Annotated in this window: 20 protein-coding genes; 9 read left to right on the top strand and 11 right to left on the bottom strand. The window is 73.2% G+C overall.

The features are described from left to right. The 6 genes from MILUP08_RS35110 to MILUP08_RS03875 form a co-directional block, all read right to left on the bottom strand. Positions 1–1,015 (bottom strand): WXG100 family type VII secretion target (locus MILUP08_RS35110; protein ID WP_039905325.1); only part of this gene is annotated, 1,015 nt, incomplete at its 3' end. 18 nt (positions 1,016–1,033) lie between these two features. After that, the gene (locus MILUP08_RS03895) at positions 1,034–1,597 is read right to left on the bottom strand and encodes a hypothetical protein (RefSeq protein ID WP_007454924.1); all 564 of its coding nucleotides are present in this window, start codon (positions 1,595–1,597) and stop codon (positions 1,034–1,036) included. A 37-nt stretch (positions 1,598–1,634) separates the two neighbouring features. After that, positions 1,635–3,134, bottom strand: coding sequence for a S8 family serine peptidase (locus MILUP08_RS03890; protein ID WP_051065657.1), 1,500 nt, complete (start codon positions 3,132–3,134; stop codon positions 1,635–1,637). Between the two features lie 117 nt (positions 3,135–3,251). Beyond that, positions 3,252–3,530: a WXG100 family type VII secretion target gene (locus MILUP08_RS03885; protein WP_007454922.1), complete on the bottom strand. Its 279-nt coding sequence runs from the start codon at positions 3,528–3,530 to the stop codon at positions 3,252–3,254. Between the two features lie 25 nt (positions 3,531–3,555). Continuing rightward, positions 3,556–3,864, bottom strand: a complete 309-nt coding sequence (locus MILUP08_RS03880) for a WXG100 family type VII secretion target (RefSeq protein WP_007454921.1) — start codon at positions 3,862–3,864, stop codon at positions 3,556–3,558. Between the two features lie 212 nt (positions 3,865–4,076). Beyond that, complete coding sequence (locus MILUP08_RS03875; RefSeq protein WP_007454920.1) at positions 4,077–8,039, bottom strand: type VII secretion protein EccC; 3,963 nt, start codon at positions 8,037–8,039, stop codon at positions 4,077–4,079. Between the two features lie 166 nt (positions 8,040–8,205). Here MILUP08_RS03875 and eccD point away from each other — a divergent pair, with 166 nt between their 5' ends. Beyond that, a complete protein-coding gene (gene eccD, locus MILUP08_RS03870) occupies positions 8,206–9,603 on the top strand; it encodes a type VII secretion integral membrane protein EccD (RefSeq protein WP_007454919.1) in 1,398 nt (465 codons plus the stop codon). Between the two features lie 21 nt (positions 9,604–9,624). Here eccD and MILUP08_RS03865 read toward each other — a convergent pair whose 3' ends face one another. Continuing rightward, entirely contained in the window at positions 9,625–10,812 is a 1,188-nt protein-coding gene (locus MILUP08_RS03865) for a type VII secretion protein EccE (RefSeq protein ID WP_007454918.1), read from the bottom strand. 159 nt (positions 10,813–10,971) lie between these two features. On the opposite strand from MILUP08_RS03865, the gene eccB reads away from it, so the two are divergent. The 8 genes from eccB (at position 10,972) to MILUP08_RS03825 (ending at position 17,664) form a co-directional block, all read left to right on the top strand. Then, on the top strand, positions 10,972–12,513 hold the full coding sequence (eccB, locus tag MILUP08_RS03860) for a type VII secretion protein EccB (protein ID WP_007454916.1): 1,542 nt from the start codon (positions 10,972–10,974) through the stop codon (positions 12,511–12,513). Positions 12,514–12,600: 87 nt separating this feature from the next. Further along, positions 12,601–12,969, top strand: coding sequence for a hypothetical protein (locus tag MILUP08_RS03855; RefSeq protein WP_007454914.1), 369 nt, complete (start codon positions 12,601–12,603; stop codon positions 12,967–12,969). Beyond that, complete coding sequence (locus MILUP08_RS03850; protein ID WP_007454912.1) at positions 12,962–14,215, top strand: WXG100 family type VII secretion target; 1,254 nt, start codon at positions 12,962–12,964, stop codon at positions 14,213–14,215. The genes MILUP08_RS03855 and MILUP08_RS03850 overlap by 8 nt, the downstream gene beginning before the upstream one ends. Positions 14,216–14,424: 209 nt before the next feature. Next, positions 14,425–14,784 carry a hypothetical protein gene (locus tag MILUP08_RS03845; RefSeq protein ID WP_007454910.1) on the top strand — a complete coding sequence of 120 codons (360 nt, stop codon included), beginning with the start codon at positions 14,425–14,427 and terminating at the stop codon, positions 14,782–14,784. 275 nt (positions 14,785–15,059) lie between these two features. Beyond that, a complete protein-coding gene (locus tag MILUP08_RS03840; protein WP_007454908.1) occupies positions 15,060–15,857 on the top strand; it encodes a hypothetical protein in 798 nt (265 codons plus the stop codon). Between the two features lie 175 nt (positions 15,858–16,032). After that, on the top strand, positions 16,033–16,371 hold the full coding sequence (locus tag MILUP08_RS03835; protein ID WP_007454907.1) for a YkvA family protein: 339 nt from the start codon (positions 16,033–16,035) through the stop codon (positions 16,369–16,371). A 32-nt stretch (positions 16,372–16,403) separates the two neighbouring features. Further along, entirely contained in the window at positions 16,404–16,811 is a 408-nt protein-coding gene (locus MILUP08_RS03830) for a pyridoxamine 5'-phosphate oxidase family protein (protein ID WP_039905318.1), read from the top strand. Positions 16,812–17,019: 208 nt separating this feature from the next. Beyond that, complete coding sequence (locus MILUP08_RS03825; protein ID WP_007454904.1) at positions 17,020–17,664, top strand: C39 family peptidase; 645 nt, start codon at positions 17,020–17,022, stop codon at positions 17,662–17,664. A 10-nt stretch (positions 17,665–17,674) separates the two neighbouring features. Here MILUP08_RS03825 and MILUP08_RS03820 read toward each other — a convergent pair whose 3' ends face one another. The 4 genes from MILUP08_RS03820 to MILUP08_RS03805 form a co-directional block, all read right to left on the bottom strand. After that, positions 17,675–19,000 (bottom strand): FUSC family protein, encoded by a 1,326-nt coding sequence (locus MILUP08_RS03820; RefSeq protein WP_007454902.1) that lies wholly within the window; start codon positions 18,998–19,000, stop codon positions 17,675–17,677. Between the two features lie 86 nt (positions 19,001–19,086). Continuing rightward, positions 19,087–20,256: a M20 family metallopeptidase gene (locus MILUP08_RS03815; protein WP_007454901.1), complete on the bottom strand. Its 1,170-nt coding sequence runs from the start codon at positions 20,254–20,256 to the stop codon at positions 19,087–19,089. Beyond that, positions 20,256–21,023: an amino acid ABC transporter ATP-binding protein gene (locus MILUP08_RS03810; protein WP_007454898.1), complete on the bottom strand. Its 768-nt coding sequence runs from the start codon at positions 21,021–21,023 to the stop codon at positions 20,256–20,258. Before MILUP08_RS03810 ends, MILUP08_RS03815 begins: the two co-directional genes overlap by 1 nt. Continuing rightward, on the bottom strand, positions 21,020–21,871 hold the full coding sequence (locus tag MILUP08_RS03805; RefSeq protein WP_007454897.1) for an amino acid ABC transporter permease: 852 nt from the start codon (positions 21,869–21,871) through the stop codon (positions 21,020–21,022). Before MILUP08_RS03805 ends, MILUP08_RS03810 begins: the two co-directional genes overlap by 4 nt. Positions 21,872–21,932: the final 61 nt, after the last annotated feature.

Below are 21,932 nucleotides of genomic sequence, written 5' to 3'. Positions count from 1 at the left end.
CCGCACCGCCACCCATCATCGGGCCCATGCCCGGCGAGACCGCCCGGCCGAGCGCGCCGCCACCCGCGAGTGCTCCGGCGCTGCCCGCGCCGCCGCCGCTGCCGAGGCCACCGGACGAGCCCAGGCCGCCGCCGCCTCCGAGGCCGGAGCCGAGGCCGGGCGACCCGCCGCCGCCCGCACCCGCGAGGCCGCTGCTGAACTCGTCGCCCGCGCCGCCGACGCCCGGGACGCCACCGGTGCCCGGGTAGTTACCCGTGCCGGAGTCGTACCCGCCGGAGAGGTCCGGGTGGGCGCCGGAGCCGCTGGGCAGGTTGCCGGTGTCCGGCATGGCGGTGGCGCCGATCGAGGGCGTTGCGCCCAGGCCACCCCCGGAGCCGCCGCCGCCGAGCTTCGGCACACCACCGCCGCCCCCACCACCGCCACCGCCATTGTCCAGATTGGGGATTTGCTGGGTCGGGTCCCTGACGACGGTGGGGCTGGCATCACCGTGCATGCCCGGCGCGATGGCCTGGTAGTCGCCGCTGACCTGCTCGTAGACCCGGGACGCGTCCTCCGACTGGTCGTTGATCCAGTCGGCGATCGCGGTCACCGGGTCGAACCAGCCCAGGAAGTCCGGCGAGACCTTCGCCTCGAAGAAGCCGACCCCGAGGGTCAGCTTGGCGTTGCGCGCCTCCAGGACGTCGTTGACGCAGGTCGCCGGGATCGGGAAGTCCCGCTGGGCCTTGGTGAGATTGTCGGCGGCGGTCTTGAGCGACTGGACGATGCCGTTGCCCTTCTGCGTGTCCGCCACGAGCTGCCCGGTGTCCTTGGAGATCTGCTCGATGTGCCCCTTGAACGCCTCGTACGCCGGGCCCTTCCAGGTCGTGCCCAGGTCCTTGATGTTGGTGTCGAGGCTCTGCTTGACGTTGTTGAGATTCTTGATCAGTTGTTCCCAGCCGAGGGCGGCGCTCTCCACGTCGCCCGGCCGGCCGTCGATGACGACCTTCTGGCACATCTCTTCCCAGCTCAGGCCCATCTGCCGTCCTCCCCCGTCCTAGCGACCGTCGCCGTTGCCGGCCACGTCGCCGAAGACACGCTGCATGTCGGCGGCGGACATCCTGTTCTGTTCCTCCGCCGTCTCGTAGTTCTGCTTGACCTGGCGCAGCGCCTCCGCTGCGTCGTACAGGTTCTGCGAGAGCTTCCGGACACCGGACTCGGTGCCCTGGTAGAGCCCCTGGTGCTTGGCGGCCAACCGGGCGGCCCAGTCGAACCCGCCGAGCGGACTCGGCTGCCCGCCGGCTCCGCCGGCCACGCCGCTGGTCGCGCCACCCATCAGGTCCTGGATGTCGACCATGTCGTAGGAGAGCTTGTTCAGGTACGCGGCGTGGGTCTCCAGCCAGGTGATGGCCGAGTCCAGGCTCGTCGCGTCCCACTCGGTCTTGACGCCCGCCTCGCCGGGCGCGGTGACCAGGCCCTTCGGCGTCTCGGCGTGGTTGACGTTGTCGATGTCCAGGCCGGTGATGGCCAGACCCGACGTCGGTAACCCGCCCACCGGCACCGGGATGTAGAGGTCGTCGTTCTCGTACCGTGCCGGCTGGCTGGTCCTGTCGTCCGTCATCGGTCCCCTCCCCGAAACCCTGACTGGTGGTCTGCGCTCACTGTTGTTGCTGGTGCGGGTCGGGCGGCGGTGCCGCCTGGCCCGGGCCCGGCCAGCCGGACGCGCCCGGCGGTGGCACCGGAGCGGTCGGCGCCGGCGGATAGCCCTGCGCGGGATAGCTCGACGGCGGGTATCCGGGCCCAGGCTGGCCCGGCGGCGGGCCGTATCCCGCAGGGTGCTGCGGTGGTGGGCCGTATGCACCGGGGTGCTGCGGCGGCGGGCCGGATGCCCCGGGGTGCTGCGGTGGGCCGTACCCGGCCGGTGTCGGCTGGGTGGCGGGCCAGCCGGGTGGCGGCGTGCCGGGCGCGCCAGGGTACGGGCCGCCGGCCGGCGGTGCGCGCCGCTTGCGCCGTCGCAGCACCACCAGCAGGACGACAAGCGCGATGATCGGCACGCCCAGGCAGAGCACCACCTGGGCGATGGCGCCGGCCTTGTTCGTCACCCCGAACTCGACAGCGGGACCGTCGTCGTCACCGGGCCGGGCGGCACCGCCGGGACGGGTGGGACCGGCCGCCGCGCCCTCCGTCAGCGGGTTCGCCGTCACCGGGGGCACCGACCGGGTCAGCGCTGCCATCAGGTCGACCGTGCCGAAGCCGAACTGCGGGTCACGGCCGGACGGCCCGGCGTCGCGCGCGGTCTTGACCAGTCGGTTGACGACGTTGGCCGCGTCGAGCTTCGGGTACTCGGAACGGATCAGCGCCACCACCCCGGAGATGATGGCGGCCGCCGAACTGGTGCCGCTGGCCAGCGTGTAACCGTTCGGTGAAACACCCTTGGGCACCGGCCCGATGATGCTCTCCATCGGGCTCGCGATGACCGCCTCCGGGCCCTGCACCGAACCGGCGAAGAAGCGGCCCTGCTTGTCGAACCCGGTGACGGCGACGACGCCGGGGATGTTGGCGGGCGAGATGACCTGTCGGTCGCCCTGCTCCATGTTGCCTGCGGAGGCGACCACCACGGCATCCTTGCTCAACGCGTAGTTGACAGCGTCCACGAGCTCGGGAGGAGCCACCGCCTGCGCGGTGGCCAACGACAAGTTGATGACGTCGGCACCGTTGTCCGCGGCCCACCGGACACCCAGAACCACGTCGTCAGTGCTCGACGTGGCACCCATCGAGACCGGGATGATCTTCGCGGCCGGGGCGATGCCCAACGCGTGCATGTCGCCACCGCCGCGCCCGGCGACGATGCCGGCCATCTTGGTGCCGTGCCCCTTTTCCTTGTCGTCGTCACGTCGGCCGTCCGGGGCGGCCGCAGCGTTGGTGCCGTGCCCGGGCAACACCTGACCGCGCAGGTCGGGATTGTTGGCGTCCACCCCACCGTCGACGACGGCGACCTTGACACCCGCGCCCTTGGTGATCTTGTGCGCGGCGGGGATCTTGAGGTAGTCCAGGTACCACTGATAGCTGCGAACCGTGTCAGCGGCCTGCGCCGGCGCCGGCGCGACAGTCACCGCGGGGGCCAGCGCGGCGCACAACGCCAGCGCGGCCGCGCCCACGGCCCGTGTCGATCGGAAAGGCTTCCCCGTACGCATCGCTCTCCCGTATCCCGCCGACGCCAACACAATGCGGCTCCGGCCCGGTCGAGCCGGACCGGAGCCGCATCGGCGATTGTCTCAGCCCCACACCTTCGAGTTGCTCATCTCGGTGGAGACGTAGTTCTCGCGGGCGATGCCGACGGCACCACCGATCTCGTTCAGGATCCGGTTGATGTCCCGGACCGACGAGTCCCACTTCGCCTGGTGCTGCTCGTAGGCGGTGCGGTCCTCGCCCTCCCACTCGAGCTTGGACAGCATCGACCGCAGCGTGTCCAGCTTCTCGTCGATGGTCTTCGAGATCGCCTGCATCTGCTGGTTGCTGCTCTCGAGGACCGCGTAGTCAACCTTGATCGTCACGACTTCCTCCTCTGCTGGCTACGGATCACGGGTTGAGAGCAGAGTGGAACTTGTCCAGCATCTGCTGCTGCTCCTCGTCGTTGACCTGGTGCGTCGTACCCGACTTGTCGAGCAGGTCCGCGATGTTGTCCATTGCGGTCAGCAGGTTGACGGTGTCCTCGTTCCACCGCTGCATGAGCGACTGGAACCCCGTGGACGCCTGACCCTTCCACGCCATGGCCAGGTCGTCGACTACGTTCCACAGCTTCTTCAGCTCGCCGTCGACCTCGCTGCGCGTGGACCGCACGTCACTCGCGGCGGTATGCAGACTCGCAGCTTCGACCTCGAACGCCATGCTTCACACCCTTCCGTCATGTTGTGGCTGCGGCTTTGCCGCGCCTCTCCCCCGCGGCAAGGCAGCAACACCCCACCGACGGACACTCCAAGTGAGACCGTAGCGGAATCAGTCCAGCGACCGCAGCCCTGACCGGCACCGTTCGATGGATGGCGGTGAATCGCGTCGTTTGTGCGAGCCGATCGGACGGGAATCCGACCCGAAGGGCTCGGTCAGGCCGGCTCGGACCAGGCGGTCTGGATCAACTGCTGGCCGTCGCGGCGACGGACGAGCGTGCCCCGACCGGGCGGCTGCGGGCTCGGACGCAGCGTGCCGAAGACCGCGCCCTCCTCCCGGTTGCCGGACATCAGCAGGCCGGGTGAGTCCAGTTCGCGAAGCCGCTGCAGCACCGGCTCGTAGAGCGCCCGGGAGACCCCGCCGACCCGACGCGCGACGATCAGGTGCAGACCGATGTCCCGGGCCTGCGGCAACAGCTCGTGCAGGGCACTCAGCGGGTTGCTGCCACCGGACGCCACCAGGTCGTAGTCGTCCACCAGGATGTACAGGTCCGGGCCCTTCCACCAGCTGCGGTCCCGCAGTTGCGCGGTCGTCACGTCCGGGCCGGGCAGCCGGTTGGACAGCGCGCTGCGGATCGAGCCGAGCCCCTGCGCGAACGCCTGGTTGGACGGCGCGTAGTCGAGCAGGTGATCGCCCTCCACCGCGCCCAACAGCCCACGTCGGTAGTCGGCGATCACCAGCCGCGCCTGGGCCGGCGTGTACCGCTCGGTGATGCCCCGGGCGATCAGCCGTAGCAGGTTGGTCTTGCCGCACTCGGCGTCGCCGAAGACCGTCAGGTGCGGCTCGTTGGCCAGGTCCAGGTAGACCGGCGCGAGCGCCGACTCGTTGACGCCGATCGGCAGACCGGGCGCCGACCGGTCGATGATCCGGGCCAGCTCGGACACCGGCAGCCGACGCGGCAGCAGCCGCACCTTCGGCGCCGGCCGCCCCGGCCAGTTCGCCGCCACGTGCCCGGCCAGCGCGACGGACGCCTCGCTCAGATCCTCGATGTCGCGCCGACCGTCGATCCGCGAGATCGCGGTGAGGAAGTGCAGCTTGTCCCGGGTCAGGCCCCGGCCGGGCGACTTCTCCGGCACGTTCATCGCCGAGCGCCTGTCGATCTCGGACTCCGCCGCGTCGCCCAGGCGCAACTCCAGCTTGGTGCCGAGCAGATCGCGCATGTTGATCCGGATTTCCGCCCAACGCACCGCCGTGAGCACCACGTGCACCCCGAAGCCGAGGCCCCGGTTGGCGAGCGTCGTGATGGTCTGCTCCAGCTCCTCGTAGTCCTGGCGCAGGGTGTTCCAGCCGTCCACCACCAGGAACACGTCACCGAACGGGTCGTCGGCGAACTCGCCGGCGGCCCGACGACGGCGGTAGCTGGCCACCGAGTCGATGCCGTGCTGGGCGAAGCGCATCTCCCGCTCGTCAAGCACCGCGACCACCTCGGCCACCGTGCGGCGCACCGCCTCGACGTCGCGGCGGCCGGCCACCCCGGCCATGTGCGGCAGACGCTCCAGGCTGCGCAGCGCGCCACCGCCGAAGTCCAGGCAGAAGAACTGCACCTCACGGGGCGTGTGGGTGAGCGCCAGCGAGGCCAGCAGCGACCGCAGCATCGTGCTCTTGCCGCTGAGCGAACGACCGACGATGACCACGTTGCCGCCGGCACCGGCCAGCTCGACCATCATCGGGTCGCGGCGCTGCTCGTACGGGCGGTCCACCACACCGACCGGCACGGTGAGGCGACCCCGGCCCGGCCAGGACGCCGTGCACAGCCCGTAGGTCGGGTCGACGGCCAGCGGGCCGAGCAGCTCGCCCAGGCCCGGCGGGTCCGCCAGCGGCGGCAGCCACACCTGGTGCGCGGGCCGGCCCCGGCCCTTGAGCTGGTCGATCAGGACGTCCAGCATCGCGACGGCCTTGCCGTCGGCCGGCTGCTCCGGCTCCGGCACGGCGTCCACCGACACCTGCGTGGCCTGCGTCGGGATGAAGGTGACGCCGTACGGCACGATCCGGCGCTGCACCAGGGCCTGCGACGCGGACGCCTGCTGGCCGGGCGCCCGGTACGGCCCCGAGACGTACGCGGCCCGGAAGCGCAGCATCGTGCTGGTGTCCGTCTTCAGGTAGCCGTGGCCGGGCGCGTTCGGCAGCTCGTACGCGTCGGGCACACCGAGCACGATCCGGCTCTCCACGGCGGAGAAGGTCCGCAGACCGATCCGGTACGACAGGTGGGTGTCCAGGCCGCGCAGCTTGCCCTCCTCCAGGCGCTGCGAGGCCAGCAGCAGGTGCACGCCGAGCGACCGACCCAGCCGGCCGATCATCACGAACAGGTCGATGAAGTCCGGCTTGGCGGCCAGCAACTCGCTGAACTCGTCACAAATGATCAACAAGCTCGGCATCGGCGCCAGGGGCTCACCGGCCGCCCGGGCCTTCTCGTACTCGAAGCGGGAGACGTAGTTGCCCGCCGCCCGCAGCAGCTCCTGCCGACGCACCATCTCGCCGGCGAGGGCGTCGCGCATCCGGTCGACCAACGGCAGCTCGTCGGCCAGGTTGGTGATCACCGCGCTGGTGTGCGGCAACGCGTCCAGCGAGGCGAACGTCGCACCGCCCTTGAAGTCCACCAGGACGAAGTTCAGCTCCTCCGACGAGTGGGTCACCGCCAGCGCGGCCACCACCGTACGGAGCAGCTCGCTCTTGCCGGAGCCGGTCGCGCCGATGACCAGACCGTGCGGGCCCATGCCCTCGTGCGCCGACTCCTTGAAGTCGAGTTCGACGACGTTGCCGTCCGGGCCGACGCCGAGCGGGATGCGCAGCCGGTCCCGGTGACCGCGCGGCCGCCAGGTCTGGTGCACGTCCACGGCGGCGGCGTCGCCGACGCCGAGCAGGTCGGGCAGCTCCGTGCTGCGGGCCAGCGGCTCCTCGTTGCTGGCCTGCTGCTGCGACAGCCGGTACGGCGCGATCTGCCGGGCCAGCCCCTCGGCGGCCTCGGCGGTGAGCCGGTCGGGTCGTCCGAGCCGCGACGACGAACTGCCCCGGATCAGGTCGAGGGCGGTGCCGTCGCCCACGTCCAGGCAGAGCAGCCAGCGGCCGGCGTCGCGCGGCACCGTCCCGGAGAGGTCGATCAGGGTGACGCCGAGCAGCCCCTGGCCCACGAGTTGGCAGGTCGGGGAGATCTCGCCCCCGTCGACCACCACGATCACGTGTGGCGCGGTGGTGAGCGGCTTGGCCTCGGCGGTGAACCGGGGTCGCCCGGCCAGGTCGCCGGCGAGGGACTCCTCGGCCTCGGCCAGACTGGCGAAGACCAGGCGACGCGCGCCGGCCGCGTCCGTCCGGCCGGCGTGGTGGGCGTGGGGAAGCCACTTCACCCAGTTCCAGGCGGGCTGCCGGTCGGGCGCGGCGACCACGGCGACGACCAGGTCGTCCGGGGCGTGGAACGTCGCCAGTTGGCCCAGGGCCGCCCGGGTCAGGTCGAGCACGGGCTCGCGGTCGCCGCGCAGCACGACCCGGCTGAACGCGCGCACCGACAGCGCGGTCGGAAGCTCGGGCACGGTGGAGTGTGCGCGGACGAACCGGCGTAGCGCGATGGCGCTCATCGGCTCCAGGTCCTCGACCGGCTTGGTCTCCGGGGGGACGATCTCCACGGCCAGCCGCTGCGGGCCGAGCGCGATCCTGGTCTCGCCGAAGTCGGGTTCGGTGATCCGCCGCTCCCACAGCCGGCGGGACGCCGCGATCGACCAGAGCGCGTCGGGCTCGGGGTGCCGCCAGTTCATCGCGTCGCGCTGCTGAGCCGCTGCCCGTCGGGTGCGCTTGCGCATCTGCGCCAGGTAGCGCATGTAGTCGCGGCGGTCGGCGTTCAGCTCGGCCTTGTCGTTTCCGCCGTTGCCGAGCGAGCCGAGGGCCATACCGAGCATCGAGACGCCGAACAGGCCACCGGCGACGTAGGTCATCGTGCCGCCGCCCCGACCGGCGTAGAGGAACGCCATCGCGCCGACACCGCAGATCATCGGCAGGATCATGAGCAGTTGCCCCATCCCGCGGGGCGTCGGCTCGGGCAGCTCGGGAGGGGACTCCAGCACCACCTCGCCGCGCGGCAGTGACGGCCCCGGCTGGCGCGGAGGTCGGCGGAACACGACCGTGCTCACGGCTGTCTCCTCCCCAGAAGTGGCCCTGCTGTCGTGCCGGCGCGGCGCGAAGCCTGCGGGTGGGCACTGTACGTGCCCGTCATCGTAGGTAATCTCCCGTGGGCGCGGTGCGCCCGCACCGCGGGACCACGGCCCGCTGATCGTAGATGGACACCAGGAGGCCACTGTGGCGACGAAGACGGCGACCGGTGGTCTGAGCCGGATCACCATTGTGGCCCCCCGTACCCGGATGGACCTGGCCCTGCCGTCGGACGTGCCGATGGCGGACCTCCTGCCCACCCTGCTGCGCTACGCCGGGGAGGACCTCGCCGACGACGGCGTGCGGCACGGCGGCTGGGCGCTGTCCCGCCTGGGTGGCGCACCTCTGGACGGTGGTCGTACGGCCACGCAGCTCGGTGTCCGCGACGGCGAGGTGCTGTACTTCAACCCCCGGTCCGCCTCCGCGCCGGAGGTCGTGTTCGACGACGTGGTGGACGCGGTCGCCACCGCGACCACCCAACGGCCGGGTTCCTGGCAGGTCGGCGCGACCCGGTCGTTCGCGGTGCTGTTCGCCGCGGCGGCGTTCGGCGCGGCCGCGCTGGCCGCCCTGTTCACCGGCCCTCCCCACCTGCCCGGCGCGCTGGCCGCGCTGCTGGTCGCGGTGGCGCTGCTGGTCGGCGCGGCGGTGCTCTCCCGGGCGGCGGGTGACAGCGGGACGGGCTCGGTGCTGGCGATGGTCGGGCTGGGGCACGCGGGCACCGGTGGCCTGCTGCTGCTCGCCGGTGACCGAAAGCTGACAGAGCTGGCCAGTCCGCACGTCCTGCTCGCGGCCACCGCCGTGGTGATCGCCGGGGCGGTGGCCGTGGTGGCCGTCGGTGACCGGTACCCCCTGTTCTTCTCGGCGATCGGGGTGGGCGCCGGGACCGGTCTGGGCGCGCTGCTCTGCCTGGCCTTCGGCATCGACGCCGCGGCCGGGGCCGCGGTGGTGGCGGCGGTCGCGTTCGGCATGGTGCCGGCGCTGCCGATGGTGGCCTACCGGCTGGCCCGGCTGCCGGTGCCGTCGATCCCGACCGGCCCGGACGACCTGAAGACCGACAGCGAGTCGGTGGACGGACGGCAGGTGCTCGAGCGGAGCGACCGCGCCGATCAGTTCCTCACCGGTCTGTTGTGGACGGTGTCGCTGCTGGTGCTCGGCGCGCAGCTGGTCCTGGCCCTGGACGGCAGCCTGCCGGCGGTGCTGCTGTGCCTGGTGCTGGCCCTGCTGTCGTTGCTGCGGGCGCGTCCGCTCCTGGGGCGGGCCCAGCGCGTTCCGGTGCTGCTCGCCGGCACCGTCGGGCTGGGCCTGACCGCCGCCGCGACCTTCGCCGGTGGATCGCTTCCGGTCCGGCTCGGTCTGATCCTCGGCGGCCTGCTGCTGGCGGCCGTGGTCAGCCTGATCTACGGCCTCAGCGTCGCCGGCAAGCGCATCTCGCCGGTGTGGGGCCGACTGCTCGACATCGTCGAGATCATGCTGATCATCGCGCTGGTGCCGCTCGCCGTCTGGGTCGGCGGCCTGTACGGCTGGATCGTCAACCTGCGGCCCTGACCGCGGAGCCCCGGCGGGCCGTCAGCGGGGCTGCCGACGACCGGCGCCGCCCACCGCCGACGCGACAGGCGCGCTGGCGTAGACGCCCGGACCGTGCTGCCCGTCCATCGGCCGGGCCGGTGTGCCGGCACGGTGGGCGACGTCCCGGACGGCCTTGACCAGGGCCTCGACGTGGTTGTCCATGGCCGCGACCCGCAGCAGCGGGGCTGCCATGCGCCCGTCGGGCGACACCGCCGCGGCCACCGTGTGCGAGGGGGCCGACGTGGCGGTGATCGCGTCCACAAGCGGGCCGAGGGGCGCGTCCGGGCGGCCGCGCAGGGTCAGGCAGTGGTGCGTCCAGCCGCCGCCGCGCAGCCCTCGCCAGCTCTCGGTCGGCGGCTCCGGCACCAGGTCCAACCCGGCGGCGGACACCACGGCGGCGCGCAGCTCGTCGCGACCCAGCGGCCGGTGGGCCAGCCCGGCGGCCGTCAGGGCCTTGCCCAACCGGCCGATCCCGGCGGCCAGCGTCCGGTGGACGCCGGGCAGCCCGCCGCCCCGACTCACCGTCTCGACCCGCGCGTCGCGGACCGTGAGCCGCAGCGCCACCCAGACGGTCCGGTGCGCAGCCGGTGGCGCTCCGGGGGCCGGATACCAGACCAGCGTGTGCGCGACCACCTGGGCCCTGGACACCGGAGCCGAGAAGTCGGCGAGCACCCGCAACGCGCGGTCCACTGTCGCCGCGTCCACCGAACCGACCGCGGCGCCGGTGACCGGCTGCAGCGCGACCGCCGCGAACCAGCCCTGGTCGTCCTGCCCGATGCCGAGCCGGGTGCCCCGGTCGGTCAGCTCGATGACGTCCAGCTCGGGTGCGAGCGCGGCCAGCCGGGGGTCCGTGGCGGTGCCGCCGGCCAGCGCGGCGGCCGCCCGTTCGCGGCGGTGCCGCAGCCGGCGACGCAGCAGCACGTCGTGGAACCACCAGCGACCACCACGGCGGGCGAACGCGGCCACCACGACGGCAAGCGCCAGAGCGGCCACCGTGGCCAGCAGCCAGCTCGGACCGGCCGTCGCGGCCCAGACGGCGACGGCACACACCTCGAGTACGACGAGCTGGCCGACCAGCACCGGACCGATGCGACCCCGACCGGGTCGGTCGGCCGCCGGGGTGACCCGTGCCGGGACGTCGGACGGCCTCGTGACCGCTCGGGCGGGTGGCGCCTGAACCTGTGTCATCGCTGACGGTCCCTCCTGGACGGTACGACTCTGCGCCGGGTCGGCCCGGCACCGATCCGGCGGCGGCCCCGAGGACCCGCCGTCGGCCCCTTATCGTAGGGAAGCCCGCGACGGCACCCCGAGGACATCGTCGCGGATCCACCCCGCCGGAGGTAAGTCATGCGGACCCGCCGCGATCAGGTGCAGGCGTACCGCTTCGTCACCCGTCGGATCGTCTCCGCGCTCATGTCGGGTGATCCGGAGACGACAAACCTGCCGATGCGACGGCTCGGCATGGCGGTCGCGGGCAGTGTGATCGCCGCGGCGGTGGTGCTCGGCGGTGTGGGCGCGTACGGCCAGTTGACCGGGAACGCCGCGCCGCTGGAAGAGAACACGCTGGTCATCGAGCGGGAGACCGGGGCGACGTACGTGTTCGCCGAGGGCCAGCTCCATCCGACGCTCAACTACACCTCCGCACGGTTGATCCTGAACGAGCCCGACCCCGCGGTGCGCACCATGTCGCAGGCGGCGCTGCGGGACCGACCACGGGGCCACACCGTCGGCATCGTCGGCGCTCCCGACGCGTTGCCGGACCGCAAGTCGTTGACCGGCCTGCCGTGGTCGGTCTGCGACGTGCCCGACCCGGCCGACCCGCGCCGCTCCACCACCCGCGTCGTGATCGACCGCGCGCTGCCCGGCGGTGCGCCGCTCGGTGACCGGGCCGTACTCGTCACCGTGGACGGTCAGCGGCACCTGCTCACCGGCGACTCCCGGCTCGAGGTGCGCGGCGGTGACCAGGCGGTGGCGGCGCTGCGGATGAGCGGCACGACACCGCTGCCGGTCGGGCAGCAACTGCTCAACGCCGTGCCGGCCGGGCCGCCGCTGCGCAAGCCGTCGCTGCCCGGAATGGGTGACCGCAGCGGGCTGAGCGTCGCCGGCCGACCCGCCACCATCGGTCAGGTCTTCCAGGCGGCGGGGCAGCACTACGTGCTCGCGCGGGAAGGTCTCGTCTCGATCAGTGAGATCACGGCCCTGCTGCTCATCAGCGGCGGCGGTCAGATCACCGACATCACGCCCGACCAGGCCGGCCGGCTGTTGACCGAGCAGCGGGTGGACGCGGACGGGATGCCCCGCACGCTGCCCGCCCTGTACCAGGCCCGGGCCGGGCAGACGCTGCTCTGCGCGACGTACCGGGCCGGCAGCGCGGGTGGCCCCCCGACCACCACGTTGGAGGTCTTCGACCGGGTGCCGGCGGAGTTGTCGGCGGACGAGCCCGGCTCGGTGCCGGTGCGCCAGACCAACCGGGACGCGGTGCGTACGGCCGAGTCGGTGTTGCTGCCCGGCGGCAAGGGCGTGCTGGCCCAGGCCGCGTCCGGCGCCGGCACCAGCGGGTCCGGCGCAGCCGGCGCGACGGTCTACCTGATCAGCCCGCAGGGCGTCCGGTACCCGCTCGGTTCCGCCGAGACACTGGGGGCGCTCGGCTACGAGGGGGTCACCCCGCTTGCGGTGCCCGGCTCGCTGCTCGCGTTGATCCCGACCGGGCCCACCCTGGACCGGACGGACGCGCTCGTGCAGTTCGCGCCCGGTGACACGCCGGCGACCGGGTCCGTGCCGCAGCCGACGTCGTCCACCTCGGCCACGGGTGCCCCGGCGACGGGCGCCCCGGCGAGCGGCGGCACGGGCGGTGGGGTGCCCGGAGCATCGACCGGTGCCGACGACTGAGCCGTTCGGACGGGTCGCCCCGGGTCGCGACAGTGGACTAACCTGGGCTCGCTGACGGTTGTCAACCAGAACGACGGGGATGTTGCCATGACCGGGCGGACGGAAGTCGACCTGCTGTCCCTTGAGGACTTCCACAAGCATCTGGCATCGCGGCTGAGTCAGGCCGAGTCGGTGCTGCGCAAGCTCAACACCGAGATGCAGTGCAGCCCTCCGGCGTTGGGCTCGTTCACCGACGCCACCCAGAACTCGCGCCGCTACAGCGAGGTCCACCAGTCGTACGTGGATCAGGCCGAGCGGCTCCGGCAGGCGGTGCAGGCGGCGCAGCAGGCGACCAGCACCATCCTGGCCAACTACCGCACCGCCGAGGCGCGCAACGCGGCCAACGCCACCGACATCACGGCCGCGCTGACCGGTGTCGACCGGGCGTTGCAGCCGAAGGGGGACGGCAGTGTCTGAGTACACCCAGCGCTACCAGGACAAGAGCCACCGCGAGCTGTACGACGCGGTGATGGCCGGCAAGCCGGAGCAGATTGAGGGGATCGCGGCCCAGTGGGCCGCCCTCAAGGGCATCCTGGACGGCCTCGGCAGGGAGTTGAGCGGCGACCTCGAGAAGCTCGGCAACACCTGGACGGGCTCGGCCGGTCAGGAGTTCCAACGCCGGCTGGCGCTTATCGTCGACCACTCCGACGCGCTGGGCGAGGGCATGTCCGGCATCAAGCAGGGCCTCACGATGATGGCCGGCCAGCTGCGCACCGCGCACAAGCAGGCCGAGAACCCGGAAGAGACCGACGACAACGACCAGGCCGTCTCGGGCGCGCTCAAGGGCGCCGCCTTCGGTCTGCCCGGTGCCGTGGTCGGGGGCATCATGGGCCACCAGCAGGACAAGGAAGAGCAGGAGAAGGCCCACCAGCGGATGGTGAACGTGGTGGCCGAGCTGGCCGCCGGCTACGACCTCTCCGCGTACGACAGGGTGGTCGACCCGCCCCACCCCCACCCGGACACTCCGCAGACGACCAACGACGACCGGCCGACGCCGCGCAGCGGCCCGGCCACCACGACGCCGTCGGCCGCTCCGGCCGCCACCGGCCTGACCGCGCACACCGGCGGCGCGACCGTCGGGACGCCCGACGGCGTGGCACCGCCGCCGGCCGGCGGGGGCGGTTTTGTCCCCGGCCAGGACGGCGGCAGCTCGGTCGTCGTCATCGGTCCGGAGGGCTCCGGCAGCGACCTCGAAGGCACCACCTCTCTCGCCAGCGCGGACCCGGTGCTCGGCGGCGCGGCCGGCCTGGCCGGGCTGTCCGGGTCGACCGCCGTCGCCGCCAGCGCCGCGGGCGGGTCGAGCCTGCTCTTCGGGGCACCGGCCGGCGGCGTGCTGCGCACCTCCGCGCTCGCCGGGTCGAGCAGCACGCCCACCACGGCGGCCCGGCCGACCGGCGGCGCTGCCGCCGCCGAGAGCCGTTCCGCCAGTGGCGTCGGGCGCAGCATCGACGGTCGTCGCGGCGAGGCCGGTCGGGCGGCTGCGGGAGGGCGCCAGGGCCTGGCGGGCAACGGCCGGGGCGGCAACCGTCCCGGGGTGCTCGGCGGGCACGGTCGCCCCGAGGACGACGAGTCCGACGACCGGCTGACCTGGCTGACCGAGGACGAGATGGTGTGGCGGGACGCCGGGGACGAAGCGCCGCCGGTGCTCGGCACCGCCGGCTGACCCGTCGACGGCGCCCGGCGCCGCACGAGATCCTCCGAGTGACCCCTGCCGGCGTGCCGCGGCGGGGGTCACCGTGGTTCACCCCTCGGCACCCGCGTGCGGCACATCCGCGGGTCGCCACCGTCCACAGTGTCGGCGGTGGTGGCGGTCACCCCCATTGCACCCGCTGTGGTGCTGCGCCAGACCGGGCCGGGCGATAGGTTGGTCGGGTGTCGTCCGCAGCCCTGGTCCGCCCAGCCCGGTGGGCCGTGCTGTGGTCACTGCGGGAGCTGACCCGGCTGGCGGTCACCGCGCTGGTGCTCGCGGTCGGTCTCGGCGGCGCCCTCGCCGCCACGCCGCCGTCCGCTCAGGCGCAGCTACGGCCCAGCGCCGTGAGCAGCCGGGTGGACGCCGTTCGACCCGAGGCTACCGCGGCCACCGAGCGTACGAGCCAGCCGGCCGCGCCCCGGCCGAGCAGCGAGGCCGTCGTCGCCGCGCCGACCGGCCCGGTCCTCGCGGGCGCGCAGCACGCGCCGGCCGTTGCGCCCGGCCGCGGCACCCCGCCCCGACGCGGCCCTCCCACCAGCTGACCCCAGGCCGTCCGGCCCCCCGACGCTCCCCGTGACCCGGCTTCGGGTCGTGCGTCCGGGTGCCCGGGTCGCCGCCATCGTCGGCGCGACCCGCAGCGAGACCCGATCCGGCTCGCCCGATCCCCGCCCGGCGGGTGATCGGCCCGAGCCTCCGGCGGCCATCCGCAGCTCACCCCGACCACTTGGGCCCGGCGCGGCGACACCAGTCGCGCGACCGGCCCGGTGCCGTCAGGACCCATCCGTCGATACCGTCGTTCGACCGCGAGGTGCTGATCATGCAGACCGTCCTCTCCGCCGTCCTGCCCGACATGCCCCGGGCCGCCGCCATCTGGCTGAGCCTGCTCGGGGTCGTGGTCGTCGCCGTCGCCGCGCTCCTGCTGCGACCCGGCCGGCTCCGCCTCGACCCGGCCGCCCGGATCCGCAACGCGGCCATGCCCAGCGATCTCGAACAGGCGCAGCAGGAACGGGAGCAGAGCCGCTACGCGCAGGAGATCGCGGTGGCCGCCGAGCGCGCCACCGCCACCGCCCAGCGTCGACGGGCGGAGTGGGTGGCCGCGCAGGAGACCGTCGAAGCCGCCTGGCAGGCACTGGAGGCGGCCGAGGCCGGCGTACGGCGGCTCGGCGCGGCGGCCGCGATGCCGCTGCCGCAGACCGCCCGGACCCCTGCCGAGTACGCCGACCGCGAGCGCTACCTGCACCGGGCCGCGCTGGACGCGTACTGGCGGCGGGAGCTGTCGGTGGAGCAGCTCAGCGACGTCTTCGCGCACCGCGACGGCTGGGACCCGCGGCTGCACCCCGTCGAGCAGGAACTGGTGCTGCAGCGAGCGATCCGCGACAACCTGGCGGCCCGGCACGTCGCCGCCCAGGAGCGGGAGCAGGCGGCCTGGCGGGCGGCCGAGCTGGCCGTGGCGGCGGCACGCAGCCTCCGCGAGGAGGCCCATGCGGCGACCGGACGGCGGGTGGCGGAGTCGGCGTCGGTGCTGCCGCTCAGCGAGGTTTTCCGGCCGTCGGTCGAGCAGACCCGGGAGAACACCGTGGTCGCCCGCGGTCGGGCTGCGGTCCCGGCTTTCTGATCCGGCGGCTCGGCACGCCCGGTCCCCGAAAGCAGCGCGGCGCCGCTCGGGCCGTCAGGTCGGGGCAACGCGCCGCGCCGGACCGGTCGCTTCGCGGGCAACTCGGCGCGGGGGGCCGGCCGTTTCGGAGGCGGCGCGCCGGGCCGGACCGGCGTCGGTGGGCTAGCGTGACGGCATGTCCCGACAGGCGTGGATCGTCGTGGTGATCGCCGGCATCCTGGCGCTCGCCACACTTGTCGGCGCGGTGGTGCTGGCGGTACGCGTGGTGCGGACGAGGCGGCTGCTGACCGGGCTCGGCACGGGCGGCAAGGTCGCCTTCTACGGGGCGCTGATCTACACGATCTTCCCGGTGGACATCCTCCCGGACCCGATCTACCTGGACGACATGGGCGTTCTGGCCGGCGCGCTGATCTATCTCACGCGGCTCGTGCACAAGCGCCGGGCGGCCGGCCTACGCCTGCCCGGGCAGCCGGACGCGCCGCCGGATCCGGGCCGCTCCCGCTCCGTACGATGATCGGGGTTGGCGCACAAGGACGGGGGACGGACGTGGCGGGCGATCATCGGCTGGACATCCGTGACGACCGGGTCGCCGCCTTCTGCGCGGAACGGCACCTGGCGACGCTCACCACCCTGCGCGCCGACGGCACCCCGCACGTGGTGCCGGTCGGGGTCACCCTCGACGCGGCGGCCGGGGTGGCCCGGGTGATCACCTCCGGCACGTCCCGCAAGGCGCGGCAGGTGGCCGCCGCCGGCGCCACGGGCACTCCGGTGGCCGTCTGCCACGTGGATGGCCGCCGCTGGCTGACGATCGAGGGTCGGGCGGTGCTCCGGTCGGATCGAGCCGCCGTCGCGGAGGCGGAGCGCCGCTACGCCGAGCGGTACCGGACACCACGCCCGAATCCGGAGCGTGTGGTCATCGAGATCACCGTGACGGGGTTGCTCGGCAGCCTCTGACCGCCCGTCCGTTACGTGCCCGTTCGACCTATTCGGCACTCAGTCGACGCCTGCGGAATCCCCCGCCGCCGGCAGCCGTTACACCTGGTCACGACGCCCTGAGCGGCAGACGGCGGCGGAATGCCGGCCGGAGCAGGGCCGTTACGTCCCCGGTACGCACGGCCGAGACCGCCACGGAGGCGGCACACCCCCGAACGGAGACTCGACCATGAACCCGATCGTGCAGAAGAGCGGCCTGTCCGTCGTCGGCCTGCTGGTCGCCGGCGGTTGCGCCCTCGGCCCCGCCGTCGCCGCGCAGGCGGCCCCCGCGCAGGGCGCCCCGTCGTCGTCGAGCCAGAGCGGTCGCAGCGCCGAGCGGATTCTCGACATCGACTACCAGGCGCAGCCGAACTTCTTCTACTGCGGCCCGGCCGCGACCCGGATCGCGCTCTCCGCGCAGGGCAAGGCGCTGTCCCAGGACGAGGTGGCCAAGCGGCTCGGCACCACCGAGGCGGGCACTCCGTCGGCTCTGGACACCACCCGCGTGCTCAACGAGCTGACCGGCGGTCGCTACCGGACCACCGAGATCCGTGACGCGGTGGCCCGGCCCGACCAGGTCGAGAAGCTCCGCCGGGACGTGCTGGCCGCGATCGACGCCGGCCGGCCGGTGGTGGCCAACATCAAGGGCACGACCGTGGACGCCGACGGCAACCCGCACTCGTACGAGGGCGGCCACTACCTGACGCTCGTCGGCTACCGCGACGGCGGGGACGTCATTCGCGTCGCGGACCCGGCCGACCCGGCACTGGGCGAGTACTGGGTGAGCCTGCCGAAGGTCGCCAACTGGATCGCCGAGCGCGGCTACTCCTCCTGACCCGACGGTCTCACCGGGCCGGTCTCTCCCGCGTGGAGAGGCCGGCCCGGTCGTCGTCGCGCCGACGGCTGGCGAGGTGCGCTCGCCGACGTGCCCGAGCGGCCCGGGTCGGCCGGGCGCGGTGCAGGTGACGTCGGGCCGGCGCGGAGATCGCCGCCTCTCCCGCGCCGGCCGCCCTGCGCACGATCCGGTTGGCGTCGTCCGGTTCGCAGCCGGCCGCGCGGAGCAGGTCGCTGGCCGCGGTACGCAGACCGGTGACGAGCGCGTCGCCGAACGACCTGACCCCGCGGGCGGCGGAGCGCCCGGCCAGCTCGGCACACTCCTCGACCAGCTTCCGGGTGCACTGCGGGGTGTCGCCGACCCGGCGCTCCCTCCGCATCTCCTCCACCGCCTGACCCAACCGGGCGATCGCGTCCGGCAGCTCCGACGGGATCGGCTCGCCGTACTGCAGGGCGGTCGTCGACCAGCGGGCCAGGGCACGGGTGTCCAACAGCAGCCGCTCCAGGTGCGACGCGCTGCGGGCGTACTCGTGGAACTGTTGGCGGCGGTGCCAGCGCGCCGGCGCGATGGTGACCACCTCCTCCGCACCACTCAGCGAGTCGTTCAGTCGTCCCACGTCGCCCTCGGTGCCGCGAAGCCGCTCCAGAACACCCTTCGTCCGGTCGACGTCGCGCTCGCGTACCGCCCGTGCGAGCTCGGCGAGTTGCTCGCGCAGGACCGCGAAGATCGGCGCGGCGGCGCGGTCCAGCACGCGCATCGGGTTGACCGGCACCAGCAGCGCCACCACCAGGAGACCGACCGCACCGCCGACGAGCGCGTCGACGATCCTGGGCAGCTCCAGGCCACGCTCCATCGGGGCCAGCGTGGCGATCAGTACGGCGGTACCGCCGGCCTGACCGACCAACGGGCCGCCCTTGCCGGCGACCAGGAGGGCGCTGGCGATGGCCAGGGCAACGACCACGCCGGTCTGCCACGGGCCGGAGCCGATGAGGAAGCGCAGCGTGTCGCCGATGACGATGCCCAGGCCGACACCGAACAGCAGCTCGAAGGTGCGCCGGGCCCGCTGGCCGATGGCGGTGGCGATCGTACCGACGGCGGCGGCGGGAGCGAAGACGTGCGCGCCGGGGCCGAGGAAGTGCTGCGCGATCAGGCCGGCGAGCGCCGCGGCAAGCCCGGCCTGGACGGCGATCACCAGGGTGACCTCCAACTGCCGGGCCCGGATCCGGCCGGCCTGCCCACCGCGGTGCCACGCCCGACCAACCGTCCGGCCACTGCGCTCGGCGGCCTCGCCGAGCCGTGACCGGTCAGGATCGGCTGGTGGGCGGTCGTCGGCCATGGCGGCGGTTACCCCGAGGTCGTCCCGCCAATCGTGCCCCTCCGTCTCGCACTCACCAGGGACACCTGTGGCACCATCCGTCGAGGTCAGCCGCCGCCGATCCGGCTGACCTCGCCGATCAGGCCGGCGAGCAGGGCGATGCGTGGTACCACGGAATCGAGGTCCAACCACTCGGCCGGACCGTGGTCCCCGCCGCCGACCGGGCCGAGACCATCAAGCACGGCCGCGCCCGCCTCGGCCAGGAGGTTCGCGTCGGCGCATCCGCCGGTGGCCGTGTGGGACACCGGTACGCCCAGCCCGGCCCCCACCTTCGCCGCGAGTTCGACGAGTCGATTCTCGGCCGGGCTCGGCTCCCAGGGCGGGGTGGGCGCGTGCACGACCACGTCGGCCCGGACTCCGGGAACTGTCGGCACCGCGACCAACCGACGGATCTCGGCCAGCGCCGCCTCGTACTCGCTGGTGCGCCAGGCGCGCAGGTCGACAAGCATCCGGGCCTGATCGGCGACCACGTTCGGCCGATCTCCGGCGTGCAGGTGCCCGACGTTCACCGTCACGCCGGGCCAGCGGCCGTTGAGCGCGTCCAGCGCGACGGTCAGCCGGGCCGCGGCGAGCAGCGCGTTGGCACCACGTTCCGGTTCGATACCTGCGTGCGCCGCCCGGCCCCGCAGGGTGACCTCCAGGTCCGCGACACCCTTGCGGGCGGACACCAGGTCGCCGTTGTCCCGGGCGCACTCCAGGCAGAGCGCGGCGTCGACCTCGGACCCGAGGCGGCACAACAGGGCTCGACTGCCGGGCGAGCCGATCTCCTCGTCCGGGGTGCAGACCAGGATCAGCTCGCCGTAATCGGCCAGCTCCAGCCTGGCCAGCACCTCGATCGCGGCCAGGCCGGCGAGCACGCCGCCCTTGTCGTCGCACACCCCCGGGCCGTACGCCCGCCCGTCCTGCACACGGAACGGACGTGCGGCGGCCGTGCCCGGCGGGAACACCGTGTCCAGGTGGCCGGCGAGCAGGATCCGGCGGGTGCCGCGTCCACGCCGGCGAGCGATCAACACGTCGCCCAGCGGCGTGCCGGCCGGATCGGCGACGGGCTCCCGTTCGACAGCCAGGCCGGCGGCCAGGCACCAGGTCTGCACGAGGTCGGCCGCCGCGCGCAGCCCGTCGAGCTGCCCGGACCCGGAATCGATGCCGACCAGCTCGGCCAGCCGCTCGTGGTACGCGGTGAGCCGGTCGCCGGCGGCGGTGAGCAGCGGATCCATCAGAGCACCTTGTCGAGGAAGGCGCGGGTGCGATCGTGCCGCGGGTTGCCGAGCACCTCAGCCGGCGGGCCGGCCTCGACGACCACCCCGCCGTCGAGGAAGGCCACCGAGTCGGCCACCTCGCGGGCGAAGCCCATCTCGTGGGTCACCACGATCATCGTCATACCGTCGGTGGCGAGGCCCTTCATCACGTCCAACACGTCACCCACCAGTTCCGGGTCGAGCGCCGAGGTGGGCTCGTCGAAGAGCATCAGCTTCGGGTGCATCGCCAACGCGCGGGCGATCGCGACCCGTTGCTGCTGTCCTCCGGAGAGCTGCCCGGGGTAGGCGTTCGCCTTCTCGGCCAGCCCCACCCGCTCCAGCAGTCGCAGCGCCTCGACGCGGGCCGCCTCCCGGGCGGTGCCGAGCACCCGGATCGGCGCCTCGATCACGTTGCCGAGGGCGGTCAGGTGTGGGAAGAGGTTGAACCGCTGGAACACCATGCCGATGTCCCGGCGGCGCCGGGCCACCTCGCGGGCCTTCAGCTCGTGGAGTCGGTCGCCGCTGCGTCGGTAGCCGACGAGCTCACCGTCGACCCAGAGCTGGCCGCCGTCGATGCGTTCCAGGTGGTTGATGCAGCGCAGGAAGGTGGATTTGCCCGAGCCGGAGGGACCGAGCAGGCAGGCCACCTCGCCGGGCGCCACCACGAGGTCGATGCCCGTGAGCACCTCGATGGGGCCGTACCGCTTGGTGACCGCCTCGGCGCGGACCATGGGTGGGTGCGTCATCGCACTCCTCCTCGCGAGAAGCCGCGCCCGAATCGCCGTTCGATCGCCCACTGTCCGGCGGAGAGCAGGCTCACCAGCGCCAGGTACCAGATCGCGGCGACCACCAGCAGCGGGATCACCTTGTAGTTGCCCTGGTAGACGGTCTGCACGGCGGTCATCAGATCCCGTCCAGCGATGATCGAGACAAGGGCTGTGGACTTGAGCATGGTGATCGTCTCGTTGCCCATCGGCGGAATGATTACGCGCATCGCCTGGGGCAGCACCACCCGGCGCAGGATGAGCGCCGGGCTCATGCCGAGCGCCGCTGCGGCTTCGGTCTGGCCACTGTCGACGGCCAGGATGCCGCCCCGGATCACCTCGGCGGCGTACGCCATCTCGTTGAGCGACAGGGCCAGGACGGCGGCGACCGTGCCGGTGACCACCACGCTTGTCGGCTGGTCGAACAGGACGGTGCCGGTGTACGGCAGGCTCAGCGTCAGCCGGGGGAAGAGCGCGCCGAGGAAGCCGAAGAAGATGATCTGCACGAGCAGCGGGGTGCCGCGGAAGACCCAGATGAAGGCCCAGGAGAGGCCCGTCAGCACGGGGTTGGGCGACAGCCTCAGCACGGCGAGCACCACGCCGCCGACGGTGCCGAGCACCATCGCCAGCAGGGTCAGCCAGAGCGTGGTGACCACGCCGTCGAGAACGTAGTCCTTGAACAGATAGTCGCCGATGGTGGCGGGTTCAAGGTTGGGGCTGGCCAGCAGTGCCCGGAGGAACAGGGCTGCCAGTCCGACCACGAGCAGCGCGGTCAGCCACCGACCGTAGTGCCGCACGGGGACCACCCGTACGGTCTCGGTGTTGCTCATGTGCAGTGCCTCCTGCGAAACGGTGCGGCGGTCGCCGGGCGCCTTTCGGGCCCGCCCTCAC

This window comes from Micromonospora lupini str. Lupac 08 (assembly GCF_000297395.2).
In the GTDB taxonomy this organism is placed as follows: Bacteria; Actinomycetota; Actinomycetes; order Mycobacteriales; family Micromonosporaceae; genus Micromonospora; species Micromonospora lupini.
This window is presented reverse-complemented; position numbering and strand designations above follow the sequence as displayed.

What these genes read in the sequence shown, in the direction of transcription:
- MILUP08_RS03895 (WP_007454924.1), bottom strand. Translation starts at nt 1,597, where the DNA reads ATGACGGACGACAGGACCAGCCAGCCGGCACGGTACGAGAACGACGAC.
- MILUP08_RS03880 (WP_007454921.1), bottom strand. Translation starts at nt 3,864, where the DNA reads ATGGCGTTCGAGGTCGAAGCTGCGAGTCTGCATACCGCCGCGAGTGAC.
- MILUP08_RS03865 (WP_007454918.1), bottom strand. Translation starts at nt 10,812, where the DNA reads ATGACACAGGTTCAGGCGCCACCCGCCCGAGCGGTCACGAGGCCGTCC.
- eccB (WP_007454916.1), top strand. Translation starts at nt 10,972, where the DNA reads ATGCGGACCCGCCGCGATCAGGTGCAGGCGTACCGCTTCGTCACCCGT.
- MILUP08_RS03855 (WP_007454914.1), top strand. Translation starts at nt 12,601, where the DNA reads ATGACCGGGCGGACGGAAGTCGACCTGCTGTCCCTTGAGGACTTCCAC.
- MILUP08_RS03840 (WP_007454908.1), top strand. Translation starts at nt 15,060, where the DNA reads ATGCAGACCGTCCTCTCCGCCGTCCTGCCCGACATGCCCCGGGCCGCC.
- MILUP08_RS03835 (WP_007454907.1), top strand. Translation starts at nt 16,033, where the DNA reads ATGTCCCGACAGGCGTGGATCGTCGTGGTGATCGCCGGCATCCTGGCG.
- MILUP08_RS03825 (WP_007454904.1), top strand. Translation starts at nt 17,020, where the DNA reads ATGAACCCGATCGTGCAGAAGAGCGGCCTGTCCGTCGTCGGCCTGCTG.
- MILUP08_RS03820 (WP_007454902.1), bottom strand. Translation starts at nt 19,000, where the DNA reads ATGGCCGACGACCGCCCACCAGCCGATCCTGACCGGTCACGGCTCGGC.
- MILUP08_RS03815 (WP_007454901.1), bottom strand. Translation starts at nt 20,256, where the DNA reads ATGGATCCGCTGCTCACCGCCGCCGGCGACCGGCTCACCGCGTACCAC.
- MILUP08_RS03810 (WP_007454898.1), bottom strand. Translation starts at nt 21,023, where the DNA reads ATGACGCACCCACCCATGGTCCGCGCCGAGGCGGTCACCAAGCGGTAC.
- MILUP08_RS03805 (WP_007454897.1), bottom strand. Translation starts at nt 21,871, where the DNA reads ATGAGCAACACCGAGACCGTACGGGTGGTCCCCGTGCGGCACTACGGT.